At 60.7% G+C, this 20,915-nt stretch carries 20 protein-coding genes; 14 read left to right on the forward strand and 6 right to left on the reverse strand.

Annotated features, from left to right (window positions below; genetic code table 11):
* Positions 1-126 precede the first annotated feature (126 nt).
* From ACRC4F_RS09270 to ACRC4F_RS09280, 3 genes are all read left to right on the forward strand, one after another.
* On the forward strand, positions 127-990 hold the full coding sequence (locus ACRC4F_RS09270) for a LysR family transcriptional regulator (protein ID WP_438659029.1): 864 nt from the start codon (positions 127-129) through the stop codon (positions 988-990).
* A gap of 101 nt (positions 991-1,091) precedes the next feature.
* Positions 1,092-2,237, forward strand: coding sequence for an SRPBCC family protein (locus ACRC4F_RS09275; RefSeq protein ID WP_438659030.1), 1,146 nt, complete (start codon positions 1,092-1,094; stop codon positions 2,235-2,237).
* A complete protein-coding gene (locus ACRC4F_RS09280; RefSeq protein ID WP_438659031.1) occupies positions 2,234-3,325 on the forward strand; it encodes an SMP-30/gluconolactonase/LRE family protein in 1,092 nt (363 codons plus the stop codon). Before ACRC4F_RS09275 ends, ACRC4F_RS09280 begins: the two co-directional genes overlap by 4 nt.
* A gap of 123 nt (positions 3,326-3,448) precedes the next feature.
* On the opposite strand, the gene ACRC4F_RS09285 is transcribed toward ACRC4F_RS09280, so the two are convergent.
* Entirely contained in the window at positions 3,449-3,691 is a 243-nt protein-coding gene (locus tag ACRC4F_RS09285; protein ID WP_438659092.1) for a hypothetical protein, read from the reverse strand.
* Between the two features lie 120 nt (positions 3,692-3,811).
* A complete protein-coding gene (locus ACRC4F_RS09290) occupies positions 3,812-4,054 on the reverse strand; it encodes a hypothetical protein (RefSeq protein WP_438659032.1) in 243 nt (80 codons plus the stop codon).
* 219 nt (positions 4,055-4,273) lie between these two features.
* On the opposite strand from ACRC4F_RS09290, the gene ACRC4F_RS09295 reads away from it, so the two are divergent.
* The gene (locus tag ACRC4F_RS09295; RefSeq protein ID WP_438659033.1) at positions 4,274-4,795 is read left to right on the forward strand and encodes a DUF4142 domain-containing protein; all 522 of its coding nucleotides are present in this window, start codon (positions 4,274-4,276) and stop codon (positions 4,793-4,795) included.
* A gap of 55 nt (positions 4,796-4,850) precedes the next feature.
* Here ACRC4F_RS09295 and ACRC4F_RS09300 read toward each other — a convergent pair whose 3' ends face one another.
* Positions 4,851-5,123 carry a hypothetical protein gene (locus ACRC4F_RS09300; protein ID WP_438659034.1) on the reverse strand — a complete coding sequence of 91 codons (273 nt, stop codon included), beginning with the start codon at positions 5,121-5,123 and terminating at the stop codon, positions 4,851-4,853.
* A 280-nt stretch (positions 5,124-5,403) separates the two neighbouring features.
* Between ACRC4F_RS09300 and ACRC4F_RS09305 the strand changes: the two genes are divergently transcribed.
* From ACRC4F_RS09305 to ACRC4F_RS09330, 6 genes are read left to right on the forward strand one after another with little or no spacing between them, the layout of a single operon-like run.
* Positions 5,404-6,255, forward strand: a complete 852-nt coding sequence (locus tag ACRC4F_RS09305; RefSeq protein ID WP_438659035.1) for an STAS domain-containing protein — start codon at positions 5,404-5,406, stop codon at positions 6,253-6,255.
* 4 nt (positions 6,256-6,259) lie between these two features.
* A complete protein-coding gene (locus ACRC4F_RS09310; RefSeq protein ID WP_438659036.1) occupies positions 6,260-6,622 on the forward strand; it encodes an STAS domain-containing protein in 363 nt (120 codons plus the stop codon).
* Positions 6,619-7,023 (forward strand): anti-sigma regulatory factor, encoded by a 405-nt coding sequence (locus ACRC4F_RS09315; protein ID WP_438659037.1) that lies wholly within the window; start codon positions 6,619-6,621, stop codon positions 7,021-7,023. The genes ACRC4F_RS09310 and ACRC4F_RS09315 overlap by 4 nt, the downstream gene beginning before the upstream one ends.
* On the forward strand, positions 7,020-8,030 hold the full coding sequence (locus ACRC4F_RS09320) for an ATP-binding protein (protein WP_438659093.1): 1,011 nt from the start codon (positions 7,020-7,022) through the stop codon (positions 8,028-8,030). Before ACRC4F_RS09315 ends, ACRC4F_RS09320 begins: the two co-directional genes overlap by 4 nt.
* Positions 8,023-8,892 carry a sensor histidine kinase gene (locus ACRC4F_RS09325; RefSeq protein WP_438659038.1) on the forward strand — a complete coding sequence of 290 codons (870 nt, stop codon included), beginning with the start codon at positions 8,023-8,025 and terminating at the stop codon, positions 8,890-8,892. Before ACRC4F_RS09320 ends, ACRC4F_RS09325 begins: the two co-directional genes overlap by 8 nt.
* Entirely contained in the window at positions 8,882-10,825 is a 1,944-nt protein-coding gene (locus tag ACRC4F_RS09330; RefSeq protein ID WP_438659039.1) for a response regulator, read from the forward strand. Before ACRC4F_RS09325 ends, ACRC4F_RS09330 begins: the two co-directional genes overlap by 11 nt.
* A 113-nt stretch (positions 10,826-10,938) precedes the next feature.
* Here ACRC4F_RS09330 and ACRC4F_RS09335 read toward each other — a convergent pair whose 3' ends face one another.
* From ACRC4F_RS09335 to ACRC4F_RS09345, 3 genes are all read right to left on the reverse strand, one after another.
* Positions 10,939-13,575, reverse strand: coding sequence for an excinuclease ABC subunit A (locus ACRC4F_RS09335; RefSeq protein WP_438659040.1), 2,637 nt, complete (start codon positions 13,573-13,575; stop codon positions 10,939-10,941).
* 174 nt (positions 13,576-13,749) lie between these two features.
* Entirely contained in the window at positions 13,750-15,861 is a 2,112-nt protein-coding gene (locus tag ACRC4F_RS09340; protein ID WP_438659041.1) for an ATP-binding protein, read from the reverse strand.
* A gap of 336 nt (positions 15,862-16,197) precedes the next feature.
* Positions 16,198-16,887 (reverse strand): GntR family transcriptional regulator, encoded by a 690-nt coding sequence (locus ACRC4F_RS09345; RefSeq protein WP_438659042.1) that lies wholly within the window; start codon positions 16,885-16,887, stop codon positions 16,198-16,200.
* A gap of 141 nt (positions 16,888-17,028) precedes the next feature.
* Here ACRC4F_RS09345 and ACRC4F_RS09350 point away from each other — a divergent pair, with 141 nt between their 5' ends.
* From ACRC4F_RS09350 to ACRC4F_RS09365, 4 genes are read left to right on the forward strand one after another with little or no spacing between them, the layout of a single operon-like run.
* Positions 17,029-18,114: an ABC transporter ATP-binding protein gene (locus ACRC4F_RS09350; protein WP_438659043.1), complete on the forward strand. Its 1,086-nt coding sequence runs from the start codon at positions 17,029-17,031 to the stop codon at positions 18,112-18,114.
* Between the two features lies 1 nt (position 18,115).
* Complete coding sequence (locus ACRC4F_RS09355; protein WP_438659044.1) at positions 18,116-19,033, forward strand: ABC transporter permease; 918 nt, start codon at positions 18,116-18,118, stop codon at positions 19,031-19,033.
* A complete protein-coding gene (locus ACRC4F_RS09360) occupies positions 19,030-19,818 on the forward strand; it encodes an ABC transporter permease (RefSeq protein ID WP_438659045.1) in 789 nt (262 codons plus the stop codon). The genes ACRC4F_RS09355 and ACRC4F_RS09360 overlap by 4 nt, the downstream gene beginning before the upstream one ends.
* A gap of 19 nt (positions 19,819-19,837) precedes the next feature.
* On the forward strand, positions 19,838-20,890 hold the full coding sequence (locus tag ACRC4F_RS09365; RefSeq protein WP_438659046.1) for an extracellular solute-binding protein: 1,053 nt from the start codon (positions 19,838-19,840) through the stop codon (positions 20,888-20,890).
* Positions 20,891-20,915: the final 25 nt, after the last annotated feature.

Consider the following 20,915-nt stretch of genomic DNA (forward strand, 5'->3'; position numbering starts at 1 on the left):
TTGATATTGACTGGCATGGCCTCATCGCGAGCAGGCTCGCTCCCACAGGGATCTAGCTAACAGCAACAGGAGCCGGCTCCGGCAGGATCCGTTTACAATGCCTGCACTTCTTGCACCGGCCGCCCCATGGACATCGATCTCGCTCGTACCTTTCTGGAAATTGTCCGCCACGGCAGCCTTGCCGCCGCCGCTGAAAAACTCCACGTCACCCAGACCGCAATCACGGCGCGCGTGCAAAAACTCGAGAGCCAGCTGGGCAGCACATTATTCGTGCGTAACCGCGCCGGTGCGCGCCTGACGCCCAATGGCGAGGCCTTTGTGGTGTACGCCAATCAACTGGTCGAGACCTGGGAAGCGGCGCGTCGGGACTTGCCGTTGCCCGAAGGTTACCGCGACGTGCTGCACATCGGCGGCGAAGTCAGCCTGTGCAATCCGCTGATGCTCAGTTGGGCGGGCGAACTGCGCGAGAAGATTCCCAGCCACGCCTTGCGCATGGAAATCCGCGACGGAGAGAATCTGTTGCGTCAGCTGGAACTGGGGGTGCTGGACGCGGCGCTGGTCTATCAGCCCGAGTACTGGCCGCGCCTGCAAGTCGAACAGATCCTCGAAGAAAAACTCATTCTGGTACGCCTTGCCGGACAGCCCGATCCTTACGTCTACATCGATTGGGGCCCGGACTTCCGCCGTCAGCACGATGCTGCCCTGCCGGAAAAAGCCAAGGCGGCCCTGAGCTTCAACCTCGGGCCACTCGCCCTGCAATACATTCTGGAAAACGGCGGCAGCGGCTACTTTCGCACCCGCGTGGTCCAGAGTTACCTGGAAAGCGGCGTGCTGGAGCCCGTGCCCAAGGCCCCGGAATTCAGTTACCCGACCTACCTGGTTTACTCGCGCGATCGCGACTCGGCGACCCTGCAACGGGCCTTCGATTTGCTGCGCGAAGTCATCAAGAGCGATGACGACTGGTCCCAGCGCTGGAACCCGCTGACCTGAATACACCGGATCATGGCGCTTGTGTCATCCAGGTTTGCTCGAGCCTTCGCGGGCAGATCAGCTAATCTGCTGGTGATAACAATAACCAGGAGGTGACCGCAGTGAGGCAGACCACCCAGGCATTCCGCAGCCGCTATCGCGCTGACATTCATCCCCGCTACAACCCATGGCTGCACGGCGCCTTCGTGCTCCTGTTCGGATTGCTGGCCATCGGCGGATTCTGGAGCACCGTGCATCAGGTCCGGCCGCTGGAATGGCTGGCAGTGCCGCTGACGCTGTTGTTCTTCAACTTCGGCGTGTACATGGTGCATCGGCATCTCGGGCATCACAAAAAAAGCTTCGCGCGGATGTTCTACGCCCGTCATGCCGGCGACCATCACAGCTTTTTCGCCCCCGGCCACATGACCTACGACAGCCCCCGGGACTGGCGGGTGATTCTGTTCCCGGCCTGGCTGATCGTGTTGCACACCGTCGCCATTACCCTGCCCCTCTGGTGGTTGCTCAAGCAGGTCGACGCCAATGTCGCCGGACTGTTTGGCGGCTGCCTGGTCCTCGGCTACCTGATGTACGAAGTGTTCCATGCCTGCGAGCACTTGCCCCCTGAAAACCCGGTCACGCGCCTGCCGTGGATCCGCCAGATGCGACGCCTGCACGAACTGCATCACCGCCGCGAGCTGATGCAGGAGCGCAATTTCAATATCGTTTTTCCGCTGATGGACTACCTGTTCGGCACCCTGTACTGGGAACCGGAGCCAGCCCCCCTGCCCCTGACGAGATCGACCATGACCCGCATGCAGCACCAGATCGCTATCGCTGGAAATCCGATTGACGTGCTTGCCTATGCCAGCACCGTCACCCGCTGGCCGGAGTGGCATCCGTCCTCGCTCAAGGTCGAGGGACAAGGTGGCCCGCTGCATGCCGGCCGGCGGTTCGAGGAGGACATCCGTGCCGGTGGGCGTACGGGGCATTTGAGCTGGGAGGTCAACGAATACCTGCCAGGCCGCCGCTGGAGCGCCTGGGCGCGCGGTGATCATGGATTGTCGCTGGTCGTGACCTACGAGTGCGAGGCGCAAGGTGAAGGCACCCGCTTCGTGCGTACGCTGGAGTATCAGTTCAGTGGCCTGGCGATGCGTATCACCAATCAGCTGCTGCTCAAGCGGCGCATCGAGCGTGAATCCGCAGCCTCGATGCTGGCGTTGCGCGAGATGGCGCAAAAACACCTGGCCCCAGCGGGAGCCCGCGTGTGAGAAGAGCCTTCAGGTTTAGCACGCTGTTGTTGGTTCTGATCATTGCCCTGGGCGCCTTTCTGCTGTTGTTTCCGACCAGTATTCAGCCAGTGGCCTGGACACCGCCTCCGGCACCTTCCCTCGCCAGCGGCGTGTATGCCGACAATCAGCGTCTCAAAGGGGTGGAGCGTGTCGGCCCGGCGGACATCGACGGGCCCGAGGCGCTGTTACTGGAAGACAACGTGCTGATCACAGGCCTGCACGACGGCCGGCTGATCCGCACCAGTCTCGACGGTAAAGACATCAAGGTACTGGCCGACACCGGCGGCAGGCCGCTGGGCCTGGCGCGACACCCGAATGGAATGCTGGTGATCGCTGACGGCGTCAAAGGCTTGCTTTCCCTCGATGCCCAGGGTCGGTTGATTGCGCTGACCACTGCGGCCGGCAACGTGCCTTTCGGTTTTACCGATGACGTGGTCATCGACAAGTCCGGGCACTACGCCTATTTCAGCGACGCCTCCAGCCGCTGGGGTTATGGCGAGGACGGCCAGGCGATCATCGAGCACGGTAGCGACGGTCGTTTGTTGCGCTATGACTTCCAGACGGGCAAGACCACGGTATTGCTGGACAAACTGGAGTTTGCCAACGGCGTGACGCTGGGGCCGGGCGACAGCTTTGTGCTGGTCAACGAAACCGGCGCCTACCGCATTACCCGCTTTTGGTTGAGCGGGCCGAAGACCGGTACCCACGACGTGTTTATCGACAATCTGCCGGGGATGCCGGACAACCTCGCCTTCAATGGCCAGGATCGCTTCTGGGTGGCGCTCTACGCACCACGCAATGCCCTGCTCGACGCCACAGCGCCGCACCCGTTCGTGCGCAAGATGATTGCACGGGCGATGACAGTGCTGCCCAAACCGGTGGAAAAGCGCGCCTTTGCGCTGGGCCTGGATGTTGACGGCAAGGTAATTGCCAACCTGCAGGATGGAAGCACGGGCAATTACTCGCCGATTACCACGGTGCGCGAGTATGGAGAATGGTTGTACCTGGGTTCGCTGAAAGCGAAAAACATGGCGCGATTACCCCTGACCACCGCCCTCCAAAAATAATGCAAATCAAAATGTGGGAGCGAGCCTGCTCGCGATGGCGGTCTGGCATTCAATATTGATATTGACTGACACGACCTCATCGCGAGCCGGCTCGCTCCCACAGGGGGTTTGCTTGTTCAGGGATTAGCGGGGATCCATCTCGTTGTCGCGTACGGCGTTGTCCGTTTCTTCACGCACCCGTTCCGGGTCCATCGCGGTGGAGTCGTCCTCATCCAGCGGGCGCACACCTTCATTGTTCGGCAATTCATCGATGCCCGGTTCGTCTTCAGGGTTGACCGTGGTACGGCCAGGGCTTAGCGGTTCAGGATGAGTCGGGATCGGGTCGAACCCGCCCTGCTCTTCACTGGGGAATTTTGGATCGGTCATGTCGGTCATAAGGCACCTCGCAGGGAGTCGAAAGGGTCGGACTCTGATCTTTCGAGGTGCCGGTTTTGATCACCGTTCCAATTTTTCAGTCACCGGTTGTCGGTGGGTTGGCAAGGCACATCAAGATGGCGTCTGGAGCCGTTCAACGATCTGATTCTTGACCTGTACGCGCCTCTCCTTGAGTTTCTTCAGTGCGTCATCACTGGGCGCATCCGATTTCGCGGTTTCAGCCTTTACCACCTCGGCGTCCGCTTGCGAATACTGGTTAAGTAATGAGTCCAGTCGAGAATCCTTGGAGCGTTTTTGCTGGATATCTTCCTTTGAAAGTTTCAGGTCCTGACAAATATCGTGTGGCACCGGCATGGAACACCTCCGTTTGTTGATCGATGGCAAACGCGATCGATTGCGTTCACCAACTATCAGAATGGCCTCGGTTGGCAGGTTCTGTCGACCGCCTATCAGACCAGCGGTGCCCGTTCGTCGTCCGGTTGCAAACCCGATAAAACCTTTGCCCGAGCGCCCGCCTCCATTGAATAACGATCACCCCGATCGCTTATCTAAAACCTGTGTGGAGAATGACCAATGGACGGATTCACCCTGCGCCACCTCGCCCTGGCCGTAGCCTTGAGCACGAGCATGGGCACAGTTTTTGCCGCCACTTCCAATGACTTTGTCGACAAAGCAGCTGCCGGTGGCATCGCCGAAGTCGAAACCAGCAAACTGGCCCTGGAAAAAAGCTCATCGGCCGACGTCAAAGCGTTCGCCAACATGATGATCACCGACCACACCAAGGCGAATGAGGAATTGACTGCGCTGGCGAAAAAGAACGACATCGAGGTGCCGGACGACACCACACTGGTGAAGCAGGCCAAGGAAAAAATCCTCGACATGCGCGACGAGTCCTTCGACACGGCCTATGCCAACAATCAGGTGAAGGCCCATGAAGACACTATTGAGCTGTTCAAAAAACAAGCCAACACGGTGACGGACGACAAGGTCAAAGGCGCCACCGAGTTGAAAGGCTTCGCACAGAAAATGTTGCCGGCGCTGGAAAAGCACCTGGATATGGCGAAAAAGCTCCAGGCCGCCCATCCCGACAAATAACCCCCAAAAAAACGGCCGCATCGTTTGATGCGGCCTCTTTTTATGCCTGACAACCCTAGCCGCCATCGGTGTCGATGTCGGCATCCGTGTCTTCGCCGGGTTTTGGCCTGTCTGGAGTCGGTTTGAAACCCGGGCTGAATTCATTGTCGTTGTCGGTGTGGCGATTCTTCTGATCCACCGCGGCATCGGCGCTTTGCGAGTCGCCGGATTGGTTTTGCCCTTGACCACCGGGCGCGCCTTCACCCGGTGTCTGCGGGTCTATTGCCGGATCATTGCGGTCAACCGGCGCCCCCGATTGATCCTGTTGTTGTGTCGATTCCTCTTTCATACGTACCTCGCTCGTGACGGCAAGCCCGCGATTCAAACAGCCGGGCCTTGAACGTTCGAAGCCATCCCGGGACAGGGGTTCAATCCAATGGGCGGGCACCTGAAAACCAGGGTCAATAAATCTCCAACTGACGCAGTGCCGACTAGAGTTACCGGGCAAGTACTGGCCAGGATGAAAATTTCCCGCCTGAATAACTAACTATTTCACTCGGCAAATGTCACTGACTCGGGCCGATCGTTTTTTGGGGAGTCGGCCCGTCATTTTTCTGGAGCACAACAACATGGCAGCAATGCAAATCAGCACACTCGACGCGATGAAAAATAACCACGCGCAATTGCTTGGCGATTGGGTCACTAGTCTGGAAGCCAGTGGCGCCAACCGTAATCTCAAGGACCATGACCTGAAGCAACAGACTTCCGAGTTTCTGCAACTGGTGGTCACAGGCCTGGAAAACGGCAATGGCCCGAATATCGCCGCACCGGGCTGGGACGAAGTTCGTCAATTTCTTGAAAAACTTTCCCACAGCCGCGCCCTGCTCGGTCAGGATTCCCACCAGACCGCCAGCTTCATTTTCTCGCTGAAAGGTCCGCTGTTTACCTTGCTGCAATCTCACTACAAAGACAATCCGGCTGCGTTGGCCGAACAGCTCTGGGAAGTGTCCGAGCTGCTCGATGCGCTGGGCATGCACACCATCCGTACCTTCCAGAAATCCCGTGAAGCGGTGATCAAGCGTCAGCAGGAAGAGCTGCTGGAGCTCTCCACCCCGGTGGTCAAGCTCTGGGACGGCGTACTCGCCCTGCCGATGATCGGCACCCTGGACTCGCAACGCACCCAGGTGGTGATGGAATCGCTGCTGCAACGGATCGTCGACACTGGTTCGGAAATTGCCATCATCGACATTACCGGCGTGCCGACCGTCGACACCCTGGTGGCTCAGCACCTGCTCAAGACCGTGACCGCGATTCGCCTGATGGGCGCCGATTGCATCATCAGTGGCGTACGTCCGCAGATTGCGCAGACCATCGTCCACCTGGGCCTGGACCTGCAAGGTGTGGTCACCAAGGCCAACCTGGCCGATGCACTGAAACTGGCCCTGACCCGTCTGGGAATCACCGTCAGCAAGACGGTATAAGCCGATGGAACGCATTCCTATTCTGAAAATGGGCGATTTGCTGCTGGTGACCATTCAGGTCGACATGCATGACCAATTGGCCCTGACCCTGCAAGACGACCTGTCGGAACGGATCAGCAACACCTCGGCGCGCGGGGTATTGATCGATATCTCCGCGCTGGACATGGTCGATTCGTTCATTGGCCGGATGATCGGGACGATTTCCGGCCTGTCGAAAATCATGGACGCTGAAACGGTACTGGTGGGCATGCAGCCCGCCGTGGCGATTACGCTGGTCGAGCTCGGCCTGACCCTGCCTGGCGTCAGCACCGCGCTGAACGTCGAGCGCGGGATGAAACTGCTTCAGGATCGAGTACTCACGCAATGACCCTGCGCAGCAGCGGCACTCAACCGATCCAGATCGAGCAGGACGTGGTCCTGGCCCGCCAGGCCGCGCGTAAGCTGGCCACGGAGTGCGGCATGCGCCTGATCGACCTGACCAAACTGGTGACCGCCGTCAGCGAGCTGGCGCGCAACACCATGGTCTATGGCGGCGGTGGTGACATGGACTGGCAGATCCTCGACGAAAACTCGAGGGTCGGTTTGCGCCTGACCTTTCGTGATGAAGGCCCCGGGATCCCGGACATCAAACTGGCAATGACCGACGGCTGGACCTCCGGCAGCGGTCTGGGCCTGGGCCTGACCGGGGCGAAACGGCTGGTGGATGAGTTCGAACTGGACACCGCGCCCGGCAAAGGCACTCGCATAACGATCACCCGATGGACATGAACATCGGGGGATCGCTGACGCAAGTGCTGCTGATCGAGGACAGCAGCCAGATCGGCTTTGCCCGGCGCACCGCGCAGAAGCTCGCCGAAGAGAATGGTTTCGACGCGACGGATGCCGGACGTGTGGCGCTGGTGGCCACTGAATTGGCCAGCAACGTACTCAAGCATGCGGCCCGGGGCGAGTTGCACCTGCGGATTCTGCCCGGTAAAGACACCCGCGGCATCGAGATGCTGGCAGTGGACCGTGCGCAGGGCTTTGACTTTTACGCTTGCATGGCTGACGGGTTTTCCACCGTAGGCACCCAGGGCATCGGCCTGGGAGCGGTGTCGCGCCAGACCGAAGTCTTCGATGTTCACACCGACTCGCGCGGCACCGTGTTGCTGGCCCGTTTGTATCCGCGCACCCACAAGGCCGCGGATTTGCGCATCGGCATCAGCCAGCACTCACTGCACAACGATCCGGCATGCGGCGATGTCTGGCACCTCGCATTCGACGGGGCGAACCTCAGTGTCTTGGTGATCGACGGCCTGGGCCATGGCGAAGAAGCCGAGCGCGCCGCCCGCGCCGGTGAAAAAGCTTTCGCCCTGGCACCGTTTGCCTCACCGCTGTTGCTGCTCGAAGACATCCATCAGGCCATGATCGGCACCCGTGGCGGCGCCTTGGCGATTGCGCAGTTCGACGGTCACCTTGGCACACTGAAATTCATCGGTATCGGCAACATCGGCGGCAGCCTGATCAGCCCGGGCACGTCCCGAGGCCTGGCATCCCACCCGGGCATCGTCGGCGGGCAATACCGCAAAGCTCAACCTTTTAACTATGCTCACGTGAACGGACATCTATTGATCATGTACAGCGACGGCCTGCAGTCACGTTGGAACCTGCACGACTACCCCGGCCTGGCACACCGTCATCCCGCCGTGATAGCCGCGGTCCTGCATCGCGATTTCTGTCGCGGCCGGGACGACGTAACGGTGCTGGTCGTTGCCCTGGAGGCCGCCCATGGCTGACTTGCCCCTGATCGACGAACAATCAGCGTTGATCGAGCGCCTGCAGAACGAAAGCATAGCGCTGCGCGAAGAACTCGACGAAACCAATCAGGGCGTGCTCGCGTTGTACGCCGAACTCGACACCCAGGCTGAAGAACTGCGCCAGGCGTCGGATCTCAAGAGCCGCTTCCTGTCGTACATGAGCCATGAGTTTCGCACGCCACTGGGCTCGATCCTGAGCATCGCCAGCCTGCTGACCGACGAAATCGACGGCCCGCTGAGCCCTGAGCAACACAAGCAAGTCGCGTTCGTCAGCACCGCCGCGCGGGAGCTGAGCAACATGGTCGACGACTTGCTGGACCTGGCAAAAATCGAGGCCGGGCGCATCACCATCTCGCCCGCCTGGTTCGACATGTTCGACTTGTTCGCCGCCCTGCGCGGCATGTTCCGCCCGATTGTCGATGCGACCGCCGTGGACCTGATCTTCGAAGAACCGGTGGGATTGCCGCGTTTGTACACCGATGACAAGAAGCTGGCGCAGATCCTGCGCAACTTCATTTCCAACTCGCTGAAGTTCACCACCCGCGGCGAAGTGCGGGTCTCGGCCTTTCTCGAAGGCGCAAGCCAGGTACGTTTTGCCGTCAGCGATACAGGAATCGGTATCGCTCCCGAGCTACATGGCGCATTGTTCGAAGACTTTTCCCAGGTCGATTCGCCCTTGCAAAAACGCCTGCGCGGTACCGGTCTGGGCTTGTCTTTGTGCAAGCGCTTCGCCGCACTGCTGGGTGGCGAGGTCGGAGTCGAGAGTACACCCGGGGTCGGTTCGACCTTTTTCGTGATCATCCCGCTGGCCATCGCCATGGAGCCTGCCGATGAAACGTGACATTCGCCTGCTGATCGTCGACGACAACGTCGCCACCCGCTACGCCCTGCGCCGACGCCTGGAGCCGCACGGCTACATTGTGCTGGAGGCCGGGACCGGCGGCGACGGCCTGGCGCTGATCGAAAGTGAATTGATCGATGCGCTGATTCTGGACGTCAACCTGCCGGACATGAGCGGCTTCGACATCGTCCGCAAGCTGCGTTCGGAACCTGCCACGGCGTTGCTGCCGGTGATTCACGTGTCCGCCGCGTCGATCCAGACCGGTGACATCATTACCGGCCTGGATGCCGGTGCCGACGCGTACCTGATCCACCCCGTGGACCCGGACGTGTTGCTGGCGACCCTGCGCACCCTGCTGCGGGTGCGTGATACGGAAAACGCCCTGCGTGAAAGCGAGGCGCGTTTTCGGGAGATTTTCGTCAATGTGTCGGCGCCCATCGCGGTGCTGGACGCCCAATTCAAAGTTCACGAATGCAATCATGCGTTCGCCCGACTGATTCAAGACAACCTCGACCCGCAGACCTTGCGCGAATGCTTCGCCGACCAACAGGAGGCGATCCTCGACGAACTGCGCCTGCGCCTGACCGCCGGCGAGCGCTGGAAAGGCACGTTGAACATGCGTGTGAATGGGGAGCTGCGGGAAACCGAGTGGCAGATTTCACCGTATCGCACCCCTGAACTGAGCCTGGTTTTCGTGGAAGACGTCACCGAGCATCGTCACCGCGAACGCTCGCACCTGGCTCAACTCGACGATGCCACCTCGCAACTGGAACGTGAGATCGCCGAGCGGGTGCGCACCGAGGGCCAGTTGCTGCAAGTGCAGAAAATGGACGCGCTGGGCAAGCTGACCGGCGGCATCGCCCATGACTTCAACAACCTGCTGACCGGCATCATCACCAGCCTGGAACTGATTCAGAAACGGGTGGCCGATTCGCGTACCGACAAGGTCCAGTTCTATGCCGAAGCGGCGCTGAACTCGGCCATGAGCGCGGCTTCCCTGACCCATCGTTTGCTGGCCTTCGCCCGTCAGCAGCCGCTCAACACCCGGCCGGTGGACATCAACGAGCACATCCGCTCCCTTGAGGAACTGCTGGCACGTACCATCGGCGAGCACATTGCGCTGAAACTCGAATTGACCTCCAAGGCTGCGATCGCCCTGGTCGATCCGATCCAGCTGGAAAGCGCGGTGCTCAACCTGGTGATCAACGCGCGCGATGCTTTGCCCCAGGGCGGGAATATCTGGGTCAGCACCTACGCGGCGTATTCCCACGGCGACCTGAAACTGGCGGACGGTGCGTATGTTGCATTGTCTGTTCGCGATGACGGGACGGGCATTGAACACAATGTGATCGACAAGGTGTTCGACCCGTTTTTCACCACCAAGCCACTGGGTCAGGGCACCGGGCTCGGGTTGTCAAGTATTTACGGGTTCGCCCGGCAATCGGGGGGCGACGCGCACATCCGCAGCGTGGCCCGTCGCGGCACCGAAGTCACCATCATGCTGCCTGCCAGCACCGATGCGACTACCACTGAAGTGGAACAGACGACAGTGGATCAACAGGGTGCGGGTGAGCATGTGCTGATTGTCGAAGACATGCCGTCGGTGCGCCTGTTCGTCGCCGAAGTGTTGGTGGATGCCGGTTATCGCTGTACGCAAGTGGGCGATATCGAAGGCGCCCTTGAACGCCTGCAAAACGATCCGTCGATTGATCTGATGCTGACCGACGTGGGGTTGCCGCGCATGAACGGTCGCGAGCTGGCCGATGTCGCCCGTGGCTGGCGTGAGGGATTGCCGATCCTGTTCATGACCGGCTACGCGGAAAACGCGCTCAACCGCCAAGTGTTCCTGGGCGAAGGCATGGACATGCTGATCAAGCCGTTTCAGATCAATGAGCTGTTGGACAAGGTCCGGCGCACAATCGACTGCACCTGATAAGCAGCCATCGCGAGCAGGCTCACTCCCACATTAAACTGCATTCTCCTGTGGGAGCGACGGTGCGACGATTCGACCTGCTCGCGATGAGGCCAGCGAAAACAATATCCCTCTCAAGCAGAGCCAAGTGTCCGGGCTAAAAACGGTGCCGTCCGGCTTTTCTTGCTCCTGGCGACTTTCTGCGGCGTGCCGGCCACGACAATCTTCCCGCCCTGATCCCCCGCCCCCGGCCCGATATCAATCACCCAGTCACTCTGCGCAACCACGCGCATTTCATGCTCCACCACAATCACCGTATGCCCCGCCGCCACCAGCGTATTCAACTGTTCGAGCAGCCGGTCAACGTCCCGTGGATGCAAGCCTGTCGTCGGTTCATCGAGCACATACAGCGTCGCCCCACGCTGGTTGCGTTGCAGCTCGGTCGCCAGTTTGATGCGCTGGGCTTCGCCCCCAGAGAGCTCCGTTGCCGGCTGACCGAGGCGCAGATAACCCAGGCCGATGTCATGCAGCACTTCCAGCGAACGGCGAATGCCCGGTTGCTCGGCGAACACGTCGACCGCTTCGTCCACCGTCAACTGCAACACCTGCGCAATGTTCAAACCTTGCCAGATGATCGCCAGCGTCTCGGGGTTGTAGCGAGCGCCGTGGCAGGTCGGACACGGTGCATACACGCTGGGCATGAACAGCAACTCGACACTGACAAAACCTTCACCTTCGCAGGTCGGGCAACGGCCCTTGGCAACGTTGAAGGAAAACTGCCCGGCGTCGTAACCCTCTGCTTGTGCCTGAGGCGTGGCGGCGTACAGTTTGCGCACGTTGTCGAACAGCCCGGTGTACGTCGCCAGGTTCGAGCGCGGCGTGCGACCGATGGGTTTCTGATCAACCTGCACCAGGCGCTTGATCGATTCCAGACCGGCCGTGACCTGACCACCGCTGACTTGAGGCGCATCGTCCTCAAGACTCAACTCCTCGGGTTCGCTGGCACTGGTGCCGCGCCCCAAATGCGCGCCGACCAGTTCCAGCAAGGCCTGGCTGACCAGGCTCGATTTGCCGGAACCGGAAACACCGGTCACCGAGGTAAAACAGCCCAAGGGAAACTCGACGGCGAGCTCGTTGAGGTTGTTGCGCGTGATGCCTTCCAGGCGCAGCCAATCGGTCGCCTTGCGCTGGGTTCTGGCTTCAGTGACCTGCTCGGCGAACAGGTAGGCACGGGTCTGCGAATCCTTGATCCCGGCCAGTCCCTGAGGCGGCCCGCTGTACAGAATCCGCCCGCCATGCTCACCGGCCGCCGGGCCGACATCGATCAACCAGTCCGCGCGGCGCATGGTTTCCAGATCGTGCTCGACCACAAACAGGGTGTTGCCGGCCGCCTTCAACCGTTGCAGCGCTTCAAACAACGCTTCGCCATCCGCCGGGTGCAGACCGGCCGACGGCTCATCCAGCACGTAGATAACGCCGAACAATTGCGAGCCCAATTGCGTGGCCAGGCGCAGCCGCTGCAACTCACCGGACGACAGCGTCGGCGTGCTGCGCTCCAGGGCCAGATAACCCAAGCCGAGGTCGGTCAGGGTGCTGACCCGCTCCAGCAAGTCCTGAGCGATTCGTTGTGCGGCCAAGCGCTTCTCGACCGACAGGTTAGGCGTGTGCCGCACGTCCGGCGCGTTGGCATGCCCGCTGGCGCCGTGGGCCACGCGTTGTTCACGGGCCTCGCGCGTCTGGCGGTGCGTCAACACCTCGCCCGCCTCCTCGGCCTGTTCCAGGTAACTGTGAGCCGCCACCGGTTTCAGCACCTCGGCCACTTGCAGCAACGGCATCTGCGACAGCTCGCCGATGTCGTAGCCGGCAAACGTCACCGACAACGCCTCGCGCTTGAGCCGCTTGCCATCGCACAACGGGCACAGGCTGCCGAGCATGAATTGCGCAACACGCTTCTTCATCAGCGCGCTTTGCGAGTGGCTGAACGTGTGCAGGATGTAACGCCGGGCACCGGTGAACGTGCCCTGATAACTCGGCTCCATTTTGCGTTTGAGCGCGACTCTGGTTTCTTCTGGCGTGAGCCCGGCGTACACCGGGACGGTCGGTGTTTCCTCGGTGAAGAGGATCCAGTCACGCTGCTTTTTCGGCAGCTCGCGCCAGGGTTTATCGACGTCGTAGCCCATCGTCACCAGGATGTCGCGCAGGTTCTGCCCCTGCCACGCCGTGGGCCAGGAAGCCACTGCGCGTTGGCGGATGGTCAGGCTCGGGTCCGGGACCATCAGCGCTTCGGTAACCTCATACACCCGGCCCAAACCATGACATTCAGAGCAGGCGCCTTGAGGGGTGTTGGGCGAGAAGTCCTCGGCGTACAGCATCGGCTGCCCTGGCGGATAGCTGCCGGCCCGGGAGTAGAGCATGCGGATCAGGCTCGACAGCGTCGTCACGCTGCCCACTGAAGAGCGCGTACTTGGCGTGCCGCGCTGCTGTTGCAGGGCCACGGCCGGTGGCAGGCCTTCGATGGAATCCACATCCGGCACACCGACCTGATCAATCAAACGCCGGGCATACGGCGCCACGGATTCGAAATAACGTCGCTGCGCTTCGGCATACAGGGTAGAAAATGCCAGCGACGACTTGCCCGAACCCGAGACGCCGGTGAACACCACCAGTGCGTCCCGGGGAATGTCGACGTCAATGTTCTTGAGATTGTGTTCCCGGGCACCGCGTACCCTGACCATGCCGGAAGGAGGATTGGAGGTGCGCGTTGAAGTCATCGGGAAGCCTTTGTCAGATTGCAGAAAAAACACAAAACCCTTGTGTGAACGAGCCCTTGTGGCGAGGGAGCTTGCTCCCGCTGGAGTGCGAAGCGCTCCGAAAAATGGGACTGCTACGCAGTCCTGCGGGAGCGAGCTCCCTCGCCACAGGTTCGCTTCCACCTGTGAATGTGGTCAACCGCTGAGGACGGTGTGGATCATGTGCGTCAGCGCGTCCGGCCCATACGGTTTGCTCAGCAGATGGGTATCGGGGCTGAGCTGGTGATTGCGCGAAATGATGTCTCGGGTATGGCCGGAGGTAAACAGCACCGCCACCGGTGGATTCTGCACCTTGGCCCAGGCCGCCAGGTCCGAGCTTTTGATCAGGCCAGGCATGACCACGTCGGTAAAAATCAGGTTCACCTTCTCGCCCTCCAGCAACATCTGCATCGCCTGGTCGCCGTTGGCCGCGGTCAGCACCTGATAGCCCTCTTCGCGCAGTAACTCCACCGCCGAGCTGCGCACCGCTTCATTGTCTTCGACCACCAGAATGATTTCATGCCCGCCTCGGCGGGGTGAATCACGCTGCGTTGTTTCACTGGGCAACGCACGCAAGCTGCGGGGGAAGTACAGCTGCACCCGAGTGCCCTGCCCGACGACGCTGGAGATTTCGATGTGGCCGCCGCTCTGTTTGACGAAACCGAACACCATGCTCAGTCCCAGACCCGTGCCCTGGCCGTCGGCCTTGGTGGTGAAAAACGGTTCGAACGCCTGCCCGAGCACTTCGGGCGACATGCCGGCGCCGGTATCGGCCACCGCGACACACACATAGTCGCCCGCCACGATGCCCTTGCCGGCACAGTACGCACGGTCGAGGGCTACGTTTTCGGCACTCAGGTCAATCGTCCCTTCGCCCAGCATGGCGTCACGGGCATTGATCGCCAGGTTGAGAATGGCGTTTTCCAGCTGATTGCGGTCGACGTTGATGTGCCAGGACTCTTGCGGGACCTGCACATCGATCTGGATGGTCTCCCCGAGCGCTCGCTGCAACAACTCACCCAGGCCTTCGAAGATCTGTTTTGGATCGCACACCGCTGGCGACAACGGTTGGCGGCGGGCAAACGCGAGCAATTGCGAAGACAGTTTGGCGCCACGCTCGACGGCCGCAATCGAAGCGCTGACCCGACGCTGCACGTTGGCGTTGTCCGGTTCATGCCGCGCCAGCAAGTGCAGGTTGCCGGCGATCACTTGCAGCAGATTATTGAAGTCGTGGGCCACGCCGCCAGTGAGGCCGCCGATGGCTTCGAGCTTCTGCGACTGGCGCAGCTGTTCTTCAGCCGCCAGCCGCGCGTCGACTTCGTCGGCCACGCGCTGCTCGAGGTTGCGGGTGAATCTGAGCAAGGATTCTTCAGCAATCTTGCGTTCGTGAATGTCGATCAACACACCGGGAAAACGGAACGGTTCGCCCTGCTCGTTGAATTCGCAACAGCCACTGGCCTGCACCCACAGGTAGCTGCCGTCGGGGCGCAAGACCCGGTACTCGGCATTGAAGGGCTCGCCGGTCGTCACCGACTGATTGACCTGTTCCTGGACCCAACTGCGGTCATCAGGATGAATCTGCGCTTCAGCGATGTCGGTGGGCAGGTCGGCCAGGTTCTGTTCGGCGGGGTAGGAAAACGTCCGTGCAAAGCGCTCATCACCCGACAGCACATTGCCCTTGATGTCCCAGACGAATGAACCGAGCAAAGCCCCGGCATTGAGCGCCAGGCGCACCCGTTCGTTGTCGGCGCGATAGGCGTCTTCGGCTTCCTGGCGTCGGCGCTCGGAAATCACATGTTCAGTGGTTTCAACGACCATCGCCATGACCCCGACCGGGAGACCTTCGTCATTGGCGACCGGGCTGTAATAGAGGTCCAGCCACACGTCTTCGGGGACCCCGTTGCGCAACAACTCCAGCTCTTTATTGCGATAAGACAACGTGCCGCCCGCCAGGCAGGTATCGACCACATGGCGATTGAACTCGGCCACTTCCGGCCAGCCCAGCTCCACCGGAGCCCCCAGCAAATACGGATGGCGGCCACCGGCGAATTGCGAGTAGGCATCGTTATAGATCATGTAACCGGCATGGCCCCAGAGCATCACCATCGGCAGTGGCGACGCGAGCATCAGCTGCACTGCGCTGCACAGACTGGCGGGCCAGGCGTCGATGTGTCCAAGCTCGGTCTGGCTCCAGTCGAACGCACGGATGCGCCCGGCCATTTCACCGTTCCAGCCGGCACATCCGTGGCTATCAGATAGAAACTGCATCGACTGGCTTTATGTCCTTGTGAGTGGCTGACGTGCGGGATCGCAACGGCTCGAGGACGGCGCGGACCCGTTTGTTTCGAGCATCACCGACGCCAATGGTTTCATAAGAGGTTAGCCGATTCTTGATCTGCGGATTTGGTGGTCTTGCCCGAGGAACGCCCCCTGTAGCAGCTGCCCTGTGGCGAGGGGATTTATCCCCGTTGGGCTGCGAAGCGGCCCCAAAAGTCGGTAATCACATTTCTTATGACACACCGCGTACTCCGATTTCACGACTGCTTCGCAGCCGAACGGGGATAAATCCCCTCGCCACAGGGCATCTGCTACAGGTCCCGGCGACTAAACCTCGATCAGGTGCTTGAGCGGGTGGTAGCCGGTTTTCAGGGTGGCGGCGACGTCGAGGATGGCCTTCTCGATGCCGTTCAAATGCATGCAAGTCAGTTCGATCGCCGCGCTTTGATTGCCGGCCTCGATGTACTCGATCAGCCGCAGGTGTTCATCGTCGCGGCAGGCCTCGTGGCTGTCGTCATCCAGCGCGGCGGCGTACAGCGAGGCGCGGGAAATCAGCTTCTGGAACCAGTCCAGCAGCACCGGGTTGTTCAGGCTTCGCGCGAGCTTGATGTGGAACTCGCCGAGCAGATGAATCAGCCGTTCGTGGTCGCCACTGCGGTGCGCCTCATCTTCCAGCAACAGGTGATCGCGCAGGTCCTGGGTCACCGAGGTGTCACGTCGACGGCAAAGTTCGCTGACGATGCCGATTTCGATCAAGCGCCGGGTTTCGAACAACGAGCGGATCTCTTCGTCGCTGGGCAACGACACCGACGCCCCCTTATTGGGCTCGGTGGTCACCAGTCCATCCGCTTCCAATTGCTTGAGCGCGGCACGAACCGACGTGCGGCTGACATTAAAAAGTTCGGCCAGCGATGCCTCGCCAAGCTTCATGCCGGGACGCAACGAACGTTTGCTGATCGCCTCGTAAACCCCTTGGTAGACGCGGTCGACAGTGGTTTCGAGTTTCTTGTCGGTCATCTCAACACTCCTTTAGCGCTAAACAACCGGCCCCTGGCGGTGAGCAGCCATTGGAAAAAGGGGGTTGCACGAGCAGATTAATCCGGTTATTTGTAGATTGCATCCAGATATTGCATACAATAATTAGAGGAATGCACCATTATGGGTCATCCAGTAGCAATCGAAGTGCGTAACGTCTCCAAGCGGTATTCCGACGACCCGGGGCTGGCTCCAGCCCTCGACAACGTGTCAGTCGACATTGCCGACAACGAATTCTTCACCCTGCTCGGCCCTTCCGGCTGCGGCAAGACCACCCTCCTGCGCACCATCGCCGGCTTCGAAAACGTCAGCGACGGCGAGATACGTCTTGCGGGCGAGCCGGTCAATGATTTGCCGCCGTTCAAGCGCCGGGTCAACACCGTCTTCCAGAGCTACGCGCTGTTTCCGCACATGAGTGTCGCGCAGAATATCGCCTTCGGCCTCGAGATGCAGGGTCTTGATACCAAGCAAATTGCCCAGCGTGTCGATGAGATGCTCGCGCTGGTGCAAATGCAACACCTGGCCAAGCGCAAACCGGCCGAATTGTCCGGCGGTCAGCAGCAACGCGTGGCGCTGGCCCGGGCCCTGGCGCCGAAGCCGAAGGTGCTGTTGCTGGATGAGCCGCTGTCGGCGCTGGACCTCAAGCTGCGCAAGGAAATGCAGGTCGAACTCAAGCGCGTGCAGAAGGAAGCCGGCATCACCTTCATTTTCGTCACCTACGATCAGGAAGAAGCGCTGACGCTGTCCGACCGCATTGCTGTGATGTCCGCCGGCAAGATCCTGCAGATCGGCACGCCCAACGATATTTACGAACGCCCGCAACATCAGTTCGTCGCCCAATTCATCGGCGACATCAACTTCCTCCCCGGCCACCTCAAGCGCGGCCAGCAGAACGAAAAACTCTTCGTCCCGAGCGGCATGCCCGTGGAAATCCCCTGCCCGGCCCAAGGCTTCGACGGCGCCAACGTGCAACTGGCCTTCCGTCCGGAGCGTTCGCAACTGGTCGACCCGGCGCAACCGCATCACCTGCGCGGCGTCATCGAAGCGGTGTTGTACGTCGGCACCGCGACGCTTTACCAATGCCGCCTGAACAACGACATCAAGGTCATGCTGCGCGAGAACAACGAAGGCCTGAACCGCGGCCGAGTGGTCGGTGATCGTGTGGCGGTCAATCTGCCGCCTCACGCCTGTCTGTTGATGGAGGCCTGAGATGAGCGTCAGCAGCACTTCTCCCGCCCTCAACCGCGCGCTGTTACTGAGCCCGGTGGTTCTGACTTTGCTGGCGCTGATCGCCATTCCGCTGGGCATCATGGGCTACATCAGCCTGTTGCCGCGCAATGTGTATGGTGGTGTCGACTGGCAGGCCGACTGGCAATTGCAAAGCTATGTGCAACTGTTTTTCCAGGAAGGTTTCGACGGTGAACTGGAGCTGAACTGGGTCTACGCCCAGGCGTTGCTGCGCTCGGTGTTCCAGGCCGGCGGCACCACGGTGTTGTGTTTCCTGTTCGGCTTTCCGGTGGCGTTGTGGATGTCGAGCCTGACCCCGCGTCGGCGCAACCTCATGGTCTTGCTGATCACCATTCCCTTCTGGACCAACCTGCTGATCCGCAACTACGCGTGGCTGATCATCCTGCGCGAGCACGGCTGGGTCGCCCAAAGCCTCAACGCGCTATTCCCGCAGGCCGGCGGCATCACCCTGCTCTACAACGACTTCGCCGTCAGTGTCGGGCTGGTCTACAGCTTCCTGCCGTTCATGATTTTGCCGATCTACTCGACCCTGGAAAAACTCGACTGGCGCCTGGTGGAAGCCGCCTACGACCTGGGCGCCAATCGCTGGCATGCGTTGAAGCGGATCATCCTGCCGCTGTCGATGCCGGGGGTGATTGCCGGTGCGCTGCTGGTGTTTGTGCCGAGCCTCGGCGCCTTCATCACCCCGGCGATTCTCGGCGGCGGCAAGACGCTGATGATCGGCAACCTGATCCAGCAGCAATTTGGCACCGCGCGCAACTGGCCGCTGGGCAGTTCGCTGTCGTTCCTGTTGCTGGGGATTCTGCTGCTGTCGCTGGTGGGCTACGCGCTCTACAGCCGCAGCGCCGCCAAAACACTTCGCCGGGGAGCCACCGCATGATCGCCCTGCACCTGAAAAAACTGCCGCTGACCCGCGAAGTCAGCCTGCTGATCCTGGCCTACCTGTACGTGCCGATCTTTGTCCTGATCGCCTACAGCTTCAACGCCAACCGCTCGGCGACAGTGTGGACCGAGTTCTCGTTCGACTGGTACGCAAGGATTGTCGCCAACCCGTCGATCCAGACCGCGGCGTTGAACTCAATCATCGTCGCCAGTATCGCCACCGTCTGTGCCACGGCGATTGCGTTGCTCGCGGCGCTGGCGACGTACCGACCCTTTTATGGACAGAAGATGGTCGAGGGCGGGATCAACCTGCCGCTGATCCTGCCGGAGATCGTCACCGCCGTGGCCACGCTGCTGCTGTTCATGGCGCTGGGGATCAAGCTCGGTTTGCTGACGGTGATTGTCGCGCACGTCGGTTTCTGCATTCCCTTCGCGTACCTGCCGATCCGCGCGCGGCTCAATGATCTGGACAAGAGCCTGCTGGAGGCAGCGAACGATTTGTACGCCAACCCGTGGCAGGTGTTTCGCCGGGTCACGCTGCCGCTGTTGTGGCCGGCAGTGCTGTCCGGTTCGGTGCTGGCGTTCGTGGTCAGCCTCGACGATTTCATCATGACCTTCTTTGTCGCCGGCCCGGGTTCGACCACCTTGCCGGTGTACATCTTCTCGGCGATCAAGGCCGGCGTGACGCCGGAGATCAACGCGATCTCGACCCTGATGCTGGTGATTTCCATCGTGCTGGTGGTGCTGGCCTTCTGGCTGGGACAGCGCGGCAAAAACCAATAATCCTGGAGCGCACAAAAACATGAAAATGAAAAACATGTGTTTCGCCGTCACCGGTCTGGCCCTCAGTTGCTTCAGCGTTTTTTCCGCGCAGGCGGCTGAGCCCAAGGAACTGTTCTTCTACAACTGGACCGACTACTACCCGGTCGACCTGCTGGCCAAGTTTGAAAAGGAGACCGGGATCAAGGTCACCATGGACGGCTACGACAGCAACGAAACCCTGCTGGCCAAGTTGCAGGCCGGCGGCGCGGCGTATGACGTGATCGTGCCGTCGCAGTCGATCATGCGCACCTTGATCAACCAGAACTTGCTGCTGCAAATCGATGCCTCCACCCTGCCCAACTTCCAATACGTGAAACCGGCGTTCCGCGACCCGGTGTTCGACCCCGGCCGCAAGTTCTCGGCGCCGTATTTGTGGGGCACCACCGGTTTTTCCTATGACAGCGCACGTGTACCTGGCGGCAAGCTCGATGACTCGTGGAAAGAGTTCTTCGAACCGCGCAAGGAACTGCAAGGACAACTCGCGGCCCTCGACACTTCCAGCAGCGTGATCAACGCCGCCAGCCATTACCTGAACGTCGACGAATGCAGCGAAAACCCGCAGGACGCCAAGCGCATCCTCGAACTGCTGCAAAAACAGAAACCGTTCCTGAAAATGTACAGCTCGGACAACACCGTCGACCGCATGGCCAGCGGCGAGGTGATCATGATGCAGAACTGGAACGGTTCTACAGCGCGGGCCACCCTGCAGAAGAGCACCATCAAGTACGTCTATCCGCGCGAAGGCCTAGCGATGTTCCAGGACAACTTCGCCGTGCCGAAAAGCGCGCCGCACCCGGGCAACGCCAAGATCTTCATCGACTGGATGATGAAACCGGAAAACGCCGCCGCCGTGTCCAATTCCATCGCCTATGCCAACGGCATCCAGAGCGACAAGCTGCTCGACGCCAAGTGGAAAGTCATGGACGCCATCAACATGCCCGACGAGTTCGCCTCGCGCCTGCGCCCAGAAAAAGAGTGCAGCAACAAGGCGCGGGAGCTGCAGGATCGGGTCTGGTCGAAGCTAAAGGGCTGATTGCCTGGCTTGAGACCGAGTCGCG

Origin of the sequence: Pseudomonas sp. (assembly GCF_051660785.1) — a bacterium.
GTDB lineage: Bacteria > Pseudomonadota > Gammaproteobacteria > Pseudomonadales > Pseudomonadaceae > Aquipseudomonas.

Excerpts from the sequence above, each read along its gene's own strand:
- ACRC4F_RS09270 (WP_438659029.1), top strand. The coding sequence starts at position 127 with ATGGACATCGATCTCGCTCGTACCTTTCTGGAAATTGTCCGCCACGGC.
- ACRC4F_RS09285 (WP_438659092.1), bottom strand. The coding sequence starts at position 3,691 with ATGACCGATCCAAAATTCCCCAGTGAAGAGCAGGGCGGGTTCGACCCG.
- ACRC4F_RS09290 (WP_438659032.1), bottom strand. The coding sequence starts at position 4,054 with ATGCCGGTGCCACACGATATTTGTCAGGACCTGAAACTTTCAAAGGAA.
- ACRC4F_RS09295 (WP_438659033.1), top strand. The coding sequence starts at position 4,274 with ATGGACGGATTCACCCTGCGCCACCTCGCCCTGGCCGTAGCCTTGAGC.
- ACRC4F_RS09300 (WP_438659034.1), bottom strand. The coding sequence starts at position 5,123 with ATGAAAGAGGAATCGACACAACAACAGGATCAATCGGGGGCGCCGGTT.
- ACRC4F_RS09305 (WP_438659035.1), top strand. The coding sequence starts at position 5,404 with ATGGCAGCAATGCAAATCAGCACACTCGACGCGATGAAAAATAACCAC.
- ACRC4F_RS09310 (WP_438659036.1), top strand. The coding sequence starts at position 6,260 with ATGGAACGCATTCCTATTCTGAAAATGGGCGATTTGCTGCTGGTGACC.
- ACRC4F_RS09315 (WP_438659037.1), top strand. The coding sequence starts at position 6,619 with ATGACCCTGCGCAGCAGCGGCACTCAACCGATCCAGATCGAGCAGGAC.
- ACRC4F_RS09320 (WP_438659093.1), top strand. The coding sequence starts at position 7,020 with ATGAACATCGGGGGATCGCTGACGCAAGTGCTGCTGATCGAGGACAGC.
- ACRC4F_RS09325 (WP_438659038.1), top strand. The coding sequence starts at position 8,023 with ATGGCTGACTTGCCCCTGATCGACGAACAATCAGCGTTGATCGAGCGC.
- ACRC4F_RS09330 (WP_438659039.1), top strand. The coding sequence starts at position 8,882 with ATGAAACGTGACATTCGCCTGCTGATCGTCGACGACAACGTCGCCACC.
- ACRC4F_RS09335 (WP_438659040.1), bottom strand. The coding sequence starts at position 13,575 with ATGACTTCAACGCGCACCTCCAATCCTCCTTCCGGCATGGTCAGGGTA.
- ACRC4F_RS09340 (WP_438659041.1), bottom strand. The coding sequence starts at position 15,861 with ATGCAGTTTCTATCTGATAGCCACGGATGTGCCGGCTGGAACGGTGAA.
- ACRC4F_RS09345 (WP_438659042.1), bottom strand. The coding sequence starts at position 16,887 with ATGACCGACAAGAAACTCGAAACCACTGTCGACCGCGTCTACCAAGGG.
- ACRC4F_RS09350 (WP_438659043.1), top strand. The coding sequence starts at position 17,029 with ATGGGTCATCCAGTAGCAATCGAAGTGCGTAACGTCTCCAAGCGGTAT.
- ACRC4F_RS09355 (WP_438659044.1), top strand. The coding sequence starts at position 18,116 with ATGAGCGTCAGCAGCACTTCTCCCGCCCTCAACCGCGCGCTGTTACTG.
- ACRC4F_RS09360 (WP_438659045.1), top strand. The coding sequence starts at position 19,030 with ATGATCGCCCTGCACCTGAAAAAACTGCCGCTGACCCGCGAAGTCAGC.
- ACRC4F_RS09365 (WP_438659046.1), top strand. The coding sequence starts at position 19,838 with ATGAAAATGAAAAACATGTGTTTCGCCGTCACCGGTCTGGCCCTCAGT.